Origin of the sequence: Synechococcus sp. H55.9 (assembly GCF_047462355.1) — a bacterium.
In the GTDB taxonomy this organism is placed as follows: Bacteria; Cyanobacteriota; Cyanobacteriia; order Thermostichales; family Thermostichaceae; genus Thermostichus.
The window spans coordinates 4,993-7,692 of record NZ_JANSJB010000036.1; the positions used below are offsets into that span (position 1 = coordinate 4,993).

The following is a 2,700-nucleotide window of genomic DNA, read 5'->3' on the forward strand; positions in this document are numbered from 1 at the left end:
CGGGTTGACCAGATTGCGGTGCAATTGGTGCAGACCTTCATGGCGGAGCTGCGCAAGCACAAAACCTACCGCAACGCCATTCCCACCCAGTCCATTCTCACCATCACCTCCAACGTGGTCTACGGCAAGAAAACCGGCAACACCCCCGATGGGCGGCGGGCTGGCGAGCCCTTTGCGCCGGGGGCCAACCCCATGCACGGCCGCGACACCAAGGGAGCGGTGGCGTCGCTGGCTTCCGTGGCCAAGCTGCCCTACGACGACGCGCTGGATGGCATCTCCAACACCTTCTCCATCGTGCCGGCGGCCCTGGGTCGCACGGCTGAGGAGCGGGTTGCCAACCTGGTGGGGCTGCTGGACGGCTACATGCGGGATGGCGGCTTTCACCTCAACGTGAATGTCCTCAACCGCGAGACCCTGCTGCAGGCCATGGAGCACCCAGAGCTCTACCCGCAGCTCACCATCCGGGTTTCCGGCTACGCGGTGAACTTCATCAAGCTTACCCGCGAGCAGCAACTGGATGTAATTAACCGCACCTTCCATCAACACTTCTAAACGAGGGGGCGGGGGATCCCGGAAGGCTGCCCCTAGCCGGGTGAAAGCAAAGGATCCCCCCTCCCCAAGCAAGGAGGTTCAATGAACTATAGCGTTGGGGATTTGGTTAGAGACTACGCGGCGGGACGGCGAGATTTCCAGGAGATCGAGCTGCCGCAGGCCGACCTACAAGGGATCCACCTAGCCGGTGCCGACCTGCGCTATGCCGATTTCAGCGGCGCCAACCTGGCAGGCGCCAACCTGCGGGGGTGCGATCTCAGCTTTGCCGATTGCAGCGGCGCCAACCTATCGGGAGCCGACCTGCGGGGATGTCTGCTTTTTGGCAGCAATTTCCGCGGTGCCCTCTTGGAAGGGGCTTTGCTGGATCACGCCGATTGCGATGCCTATACCCATTTCCCGGCGGGCTTTGATCCCAAAGCCCATCGCCTGCACAACCTCTCGGCGGAGGTCTCCCAGTAGGAGATCTTTCCACTGGTTTTCAACCGTTAAGAAAAACACAGTCTGGGTAAAGTCCAGATTTCATAAGGAAGAAAACCGTGATGTGCATAACATGGCCAGCAATTGGGAAGAAAACCTCAAGATTAGTTGATATTTTGCAAAAGCCATTGAGGATAGAAGTATGGATACCCCGCTCAACCCCTTGACGCCGATAACCGGCCGCATTCACTCGGTCGAGACCTGTGGCACGGTGGATGGGCCAGGGATCCGCTTTGTCATCTTCCTACAGGGCTGTCCTCTGCGCTGTCTGTACTGCCACAATCCCGACTGTCGGGATCCCAATGCCGGCCAGGTGGTGACGGTGGACTCCCTCATGGCGGAGATCCAGCGCTGCCGCAATTACTACCTCAAGGGTGGGGGAGTCACGGCCAGCGGGGGGGAACCGTTAATGCAACCCAACTTTGTGGCCGAGATTTTCCGCCGCTGCCACGAGCTGGACTTGCACACGGCTTTGGATACTTCTGGCTATGTGCAACTGGAAACGGCAAAGCCTTTGTTGGAGCATACTGATTTGGTGTTGCTCGATATCAAGTCCTATCTGCCGGAGCTCTATCGCAAAGTTACCGGCGTTTCGCTGCAGCCCACTCTCGATCTGGCTCGCTATTTGGATCAGATTCACAAGCCCACCTGGATTCGTTTTGTTCTCGTTCCTGGACTAACAGATCCTGAGGAAAACATCAAGGGCTTGGCTGAGTTTGTGGCCACTCTATCCAACGTGGAGCGGGTGGAGGTTTTGCCCTTTCACAAGATGGGGGAATACAAATGGCAGCAGTTGGGACTGCCCTACACCCTCAGCGATGTCCAGCCGCCCACCCCGGAACAGATCAACCACGCTTTGCAAATCTTTCGCGAGCGGGGATTGGTGGCGGTTTAATGGCTGCTAAGACTTAGTTTATTGCCGTAGCAACAGTAACAAAAACAGAGTCAATCCCCATTTGCATCAGCTTGATCCCAAAGTCATCTCTAAAATTCTTAGGCTGCCCCTAAAGTAGCGCTAGGTTGAACTTATAGGCTAGGAGCTGGTCAACTCTGGCAGATGGAAAAATAGAGGAGGGATCCCCAGTGGAAGTGCGCGTAACCTACCAGAATGGCGTTCAATTTCAAGCCGAAAGCCGCGGCCATCGCATCCTCAGCGATCAGCCCTTGGACAACCACGGCCAAGATCAGGGAATGACGCCGCCGGAGTGGTTTTTGGCCTCTTTGGGTGCTTGTGTTGGCTTTTATGCCGTCAAGTATCTGGAAGCGCGGCAGTTGGATCCTCGAGGGCTGGAAGTGGTTGTTACTGCAGATAAAGTTGAGCACCCCAGCCGCTTAGACAACATTTGCATTCGCGTTCAGACGGGGATCCCGCTCGACGAAAGGCAGCAAAAGGGTCTGGAAAAAGCTGTCGACGCTTGCATCATCCACAACACCCTCACCCATCCCCCAAAAATGACCACCGAGATCCAGGTTCCCGCACCTGTGGGCGCTTAGCCAGCCAGTGAGCCTATGGAGTTTTCCAGCAATTTCTAATGGTTGCCTCAACTTTTAACCCGTATGGATGTGATTTTGGAGGGATCCACCTATGCCTGTTACCAATCTCGAGGAACTGGAAGCTTTAATCCAACAGGTGAAAGCTGCCCAGGCTGAGTATGCCACCTTCACCCAGGA

4 protein-coding genes are annotated in these 2,700 nt (G+C 56.3%); all 4 read left to right on the plus strand.

Annotated features, from left to right (window positions below; all coding sequences use genetic code 11):
- A partial coding sequence (locus NW857_RS06425; protein ID WP_414368370.1) for a glycine radical domain-containing protein occupies window positions 1-552 on the plus strand: 552 nt, incomplete at its 5' end.
- Between the two features lie 81 nt (window positions 553-633).
- The gene (locus tag NW857_RS06430) at window positions 634-1,011 is read left to right on the plus strand and encodes a pentapeptide repeat-containing protein (RefSeq protein ID WP_414336223.1); all 378 of its coding nucleotides are present in this window, start codon (window positions 634-636) and stop codon (window positions 1,009-1,011) included.
- Window positions 1,012-1,171: 160 nt separating this feature from the next.
- Window positions 1,172-1,924, plus strand: coding sequence for a pyruvate formate-lyase-activating protein (gene pflA / locus NW857_RS06435; RefSeq protein ID WP_414335833.1), 753 nt, complete (start codon window positions 1,172-1,174; stop codon window positions 1,922-1,924).
- Between the two features lie 188 nt (window positions 1,925-2,112).
- On the plus strand, window positions 2,113-2,523 hold the full coding sequence (locus NW857_RS06440) for an OsmC family protein (protein WP_414335832.1): 411 nt from the start codon (window positions 2,113-2,115) through the stop codon (window positions 2,521-2,523).
- Window positions 2,524-2,700 lie beyond the last annotated feature (177 nt).